The following is a 5,036-nucleotide window of genomic DNA, read 5'->3' on the forward strand; positions in this document are numbered from 1 at the left end:
AATGAGTCTGGACCCTAGGAAGCCCGAAAGGCTTCGGCTGGAACGACGAAAGGCTCCAGCAGCTGGCAACGCGCGTAAACGGTGCGGTATCATGACCAGATGGCACGCCGCGCAATATCGGAACCTAATCCCATGAGCCTCAGCCAGGTTCAGATCATCCGCTTGCTGGCAGAAGCCCTGCAATGGTTCGAGAAGGAGCTGTCCTGAGGCGCCGAGGTTGCCGAGCTGCGCCACCTGACGGGCCGCATCGGCAAGCTATACACCGCGATAATCATGCGCGGGCAGATTGCGGTCGCCGTGAACCAGGTGGCTACGATGTCGTCTCGGCCGAGGGCGACAAGATTTCAGTGAAGACGTTTACCACGTCCACAAGGGTGGACTTCACGTGTGTTGCCCCGTCGCTGTGTGCGAGGGCCTAACGGAAGGGATAGGAAATTATTGATGTTGAGGCCGCACTAGGGCTGCGGCGGCATTTTCTCGCCGAATTATCCGTAAGACCCCAGCATTTCAAACCTATTTCCGCTGATACCCGGATCTTGCTTCAATCCATTGGCCAACGGCGCAATTCGGGGCAGGCTCCGATTGCGAATTGCATCATGGCTCCTTCAAGGGGGGTGCGGAGGGGTCCGGCGGCACAAGCCGGCGCAGATGGTCGGCAAGGGCCTCGACATTGCCCGGCTCCAGAATCGAGAGGTGCGTCCCCGGCAGGTCGTGCAGCGTCCATCCGCCCGCCGCGATCTGCGCCCAGCCAAGGCCCTGTCGCTTGCCTTCAGGCGAATCCCAGAAGCTGGCATCGGCACGAAACACCGCGATGGGCCGGTCGTAGGGCTGAGGGTCGTAATGGACCACGGCCTGGACATTCGCCTCGATCAACTGGGCCATGTCGACGGTCGGATCTTGGTTCGGCAACAGGTCGCGCGCCTCGGGCTGGTCGTGCGGGCGGCGGTTTTGCAGCGTGTCGGCGATATGGCGCAGGCCGTGGCGGCGCAGCTGACCCAGGTGGGCGCGCAGTTTGGCCCATCCCCGGACCGACGGCCGCCCCCCCGGACCCGCGGCATCCAGCACCACCAGCAAGGGCACGTCACGCCCCGCCCGCCGCAATTGCTGCGCCAGTTCCAAGGCGAAATAGGACGCCATCGACACGGCGGCCAGGCACACGGGCCGTCCCGGCAGGTGGCGGTCCAGTTCCTCCAGATAGGTGCGGGCGACGGCTTCGACCCGGATATCCAACCCGTCCTCGGGGACGCCGATGGTCAGGCCCAGTACCGGGTAATCCGGGCCAAGGGCGTCTGACAACGGTCGGAACAGCGCCTGCCTGCGGCCCAGCACATGCACGCCGATGATCGGCACGCGGCTGCCCAGGGGTTGGGTCGGGATCAGGAAACGGGGCCGGTCCGGCGTCGTGCGCTGCAGGCGCACCAGCCCCTCGGGGGTGGGGGCCTGCATGACGTCGGCGGTGTGCAGGCGCAGCCCGGTCCGGGTCCGCACAAGACTGATCAGGCGCAGCGCCAGAAGGGAATCACCGCCCAGGTCATAGAAATCGTCATCGGGGCCGACATGCGGCAGTTCCAGCACATCGGCCATGCAGTCCGCCACGGCCAGGACCTGCGGTTCCGCCTGCGTGGCGCCCGGCGCGGGACCGGCGGCGGCAGGGCGGGGCAGCAGGTCACGCGCGATCTTGCCGTTCGCGGTCACCGGCAGGTCGTCCACCGCGATCAGCCGCGGCACCATATAGGCCGGCAAAAGGTCGCGCAGATCACGCGCGATCCGCGTGACGTCGGTGCCGTCATCGGTGACGACCCAGCCCAGCAGACGCGGCGGCGGACCCTTGTCCAGGTCGACGAAGAATTGCAGCACGCCGGGCTGTGCGGCCAGGGCGCTTTCGATCTGGCCCAGTTCGATCCGCTGGCCGCGCAGCTTAACCTGCCGATCTTCCCGGCCCAGGAACATCAGCTGTCCGTCTGTGGACCAGCGGCCCAGATCGCCGCTGCGGTACAGGCGACCCTCTGTGTCTGTCATGAACGCCCGCGCGGTGGATTCGGGATCGTCCAGATAGCCGCCGCTGACCGCGTGGCCGCCGATGACGATCTCTCCCTCGCCGCCCAATGGTGTGGGGGTGCCGTCGGGGGCGCGCAGAAGGACGCGGGCGTGACCGGCGGGACGCCCGATCGGAACCTCGGACCCGGTTGTCAGGGACGACCCTTGCCACAGGGTGCTGGTCACGGTGGCCTCTGCCGGGCCGTATGCGTTGACGAACTGCACGGTCGGTGCCAGCCGCAGCCATTCGCGGAAAGCAGCGGGTGGCACGCGTTCGCTGCCCGTCACCAGCAGGCGCAGGCTGTCCGGCAAGGGCCGGGGATGATCGCGCAGTTCGGCCACCATCTGCTGCCAATAACTGGCGGGCAGGTTCAGAACCGTCAGGCCATGCTGGCGGACCAGATCCAGCAGACCCTGGATCGACCCTAGGGGAGACGCATCGCGCAGCACGACATGCGCGCCGGATAGCAGCGTCGGCCAGACCTCCTCCAGCGCGACGTCGAAACTGGGCGTCGCGAATTGCAGGACCGCGTCCCGCTCCGTCAGCGCATAGGCGTCTGCCATCGCGTGGGCATGCGCGCTGAGCGCAGCATTCAGCCCCCGGACCGCCTTGGGCGTCCCGGTGGAGCCCGAGGTGAAGGTGATATAGGCCAGGCTGTCCGCATCCAGCGCCGGACGCGGCGGGGCGTGGGCCTGACAGGCGTCATCGGCGATCACCACGTTCGGCACGGATGCTGCCAGCGGCGTGTCCTGCTGGACGACGATCGCCTTGGCGCGCGCCTGCCGGATCAGGCCCGACAGGTAATCGGGCGACTGGTCCAGATCCAGCAGCAGAAAACCCGCGCCGACCTTCAGCGTGGCCAGCATCGCCACGATCTGGCGCACGGATCGGGGCAGGGCGACCGCCACGACGTCCTGCAGACCGATGCCGCATCCGGCCAACTTCGCCGCAAGTGCATTGGCTTGCTGGTCCAGCGTGCGGAAATCGACGGACAGTCCCGTCTGTGCCTCGGTCACCGCGGTCCGGTCGCCGTGGCGCGCGGCCGTCGCCTCGAACGCCGACGCAAGGTCGGCAAGCGTTGCCGGCACCGGGCGGTCGGGGCGGCCCAGGGCCTGCAGCCGGCCCTGCTCGTCCGCGTCCAGCATGGCCAGGTCCGACAGGGGCGTGTCGGGGCGGGCATTGCCCATCGCCTGCAGCAGGCTGGCCATCTGGTACAGAATACGGGTCGGCATGTCCCCCGGTAGCCTGGCCGCGTCATGTTCCAGCGATATCCACAGCGCGCCTTCGTCATGGACCGACAGCGACATCAGGGCCGTACCCTCCTCGACCAGGCGGACGCCGGTCCAGCCGCAGCCGTCGGCCGCCAGTCGGGCGGCCAGCGTCCCGCGCTGATACATCAGCACCGTGTCGTACAAGGGCGCGCGTCCCTGGCGACCGGACCATTGCCGGATCAGCGTCTGGCGGGCGTGGGAATGCGGCCGCAGCTGCAGCGTCTGCGCCCGCAGGCGCGCCAGCAGGTCGCCAAAGGAGGCGATATCGTCCAGCCGCACCTGAAATGGAACGGTGGTGATCAGGCAGCCCGCAACCCGGTCAATGTGACCGCGGCCGGATTCCACCAGACCGAAGGCCGCGCCCGGACGCCCGGTCCAGCGCATCAGCAGCATCGCCCAAGCCGCTTGCACCACCGTCAGCGTGGTCACCTCGGCAGCGTGGGCCAGGCGGCGGACGGCGTCGGAGGCGGCCATCGACAAGGTCAGGTCGTTCTGGTGCATCGGGCCGTGGGTCTTGGCCGGGGCCGCGGGAAACGCCGCGGCGACGGTTTCATCGGATAGCGTGGCGGCAAAGGCGGCGCGGGCCTGCGGTTCGTCCAGATGGCGTTCGCGGATGGCCTGCACGAAGCCTATGTCGGGTGCCATCAGTGGATCGCCCGCCAGGATCCGCCACAGTTCTGTCAGCACCAGCGCGATGCTGGTGCCGTCGATCAGCGCGTGGTGAATGGTCCAGACCATCCGCGCCTGCCCCGCACCCAGGTCGGCCAGCGTGACGCGCCAGCCCGGCCCCTCGGTCGGGTCCACGCCGGCCGCCCTGTCCGCGTCCAGAAACCCGTCCAGCGCGGCGTCCGACAGGTCGGCAAGATCAAGACGCACCTCTGCGCGGTCCCGCACGTCCAGCCGCAGGACGCCCGTGTCGTCGGTGACCAGAACCGTCCGCAGCGTTTCGTGCCGTTCGGCCAGTTGCTGCCACGCATGCTGCAGCCGTGTGGTGGCCAGAATGTCGGACGGTGCGTCCAGAACGACCTGTTCGATGTGGGCGCGGACCGGATCGCCTTGGTCGCTGCCCGCCAGAAAGGCCGCCTGGCTGTCGGTAGCGGCTGGCAGATCGCAAAAGCCCTCTCGATCATCCGCGCTGATAGACGGTCCGTGCAGCATAGTTATAATCCGTTCCGACAAAAATGGTGATGACAGCGATACGCGTCCAGCCACGCTATTGCGTAAGACAGCCATGCTCAATTGTAGTCAGTGGAAAGATGGAGCTTAATTGGAATGCAATTATGACCATGTCTGCAACTATGAGGCCCGATGATATGTCAGAGGGTTCGCAAGCATCCATGATTTATTCACAGAGACTCAACTACTTGTGCAATCTTAGGTTGAGTATTGTGATGAATTTGCCACTTGAACTGTGCAAGACAGGTCTTCGTTTCTGTTATTTATATCCTCTAACCCACTGCATGATATAAATCTTTTGAAAAATCCATTTTGACTGAAGAGTAAGTGATAGTAGAAACAACCCCGCTGCCCGGAGTGCTGCTGCTGACACCGGCCCGTCATGGCGATGCGCGCGGCTTCTTCTCGGAAAGCTGGAACCGCAAGACGCTGGCCGATGCCGGGGTGGTGCTGCCGGAATTCGTGCAGGACAACCATTCCATGTCCGCGCAGACCGGCACGGTCCGGGGCCTGCACTATCAGGCGCCGCCTTTCGCGCAGGGCAAGCTGGT

At 66.0% G+C, this 5,036-nt stretch carries 2 protein-coding genes; one reads left to right on the forward strand and one right to left on the reverse strand.

The window, feature by feature from the left end; genetic code table 11:
• Positions 1-594 precede the first annotated feature (594 nt).
• A complete protein-coding gene (locus tag TW83_RS17225) occupies positions 595-4,467 on the reverse strand; it encodes a non-ribosomal peptide synthetase (protein WP_045984015.1) in 3,873 nt (1,290 codons plus the stop codon).
• A 345-nt stretch (positions 4,468-4,812) separates the two neighbouring features.
• Between TW83_RS17225 and TW83_RS17230 the strand changes: the two genes are divergently transcribed.
• Positions 4,813-5,036: dTDP-4-dehydrorhamnose 3,5-epimerase family protein (locus TW83_RS17230; RefSeq protein ID WP_045984016.1), on the forward strand; the 224-nt coding region annotated here is incomplete at its 3' end.

The sequence above is a fragment of the Paracoccus sp. S4493 genome (assembly GCF_000967735.1).
In the GTDB taxonomy this organism is placed as follows: domain Bacteria; phylum Pseudomonadota; class Alphaproteobacteria; order Rhodobacterales; family Rhodobacteraceae; genus Paracoccus; species Paracoccus marcusii.

Coding starts and splice junctions, on each gene's coding strand:
- TW83_RS17225 (WP_045984015.1), bottom strand. CDS start 4,467: ATGCTGCACGGACCGTCTATCAGCGCGGATGATCGAGAGGGCTTTTGC.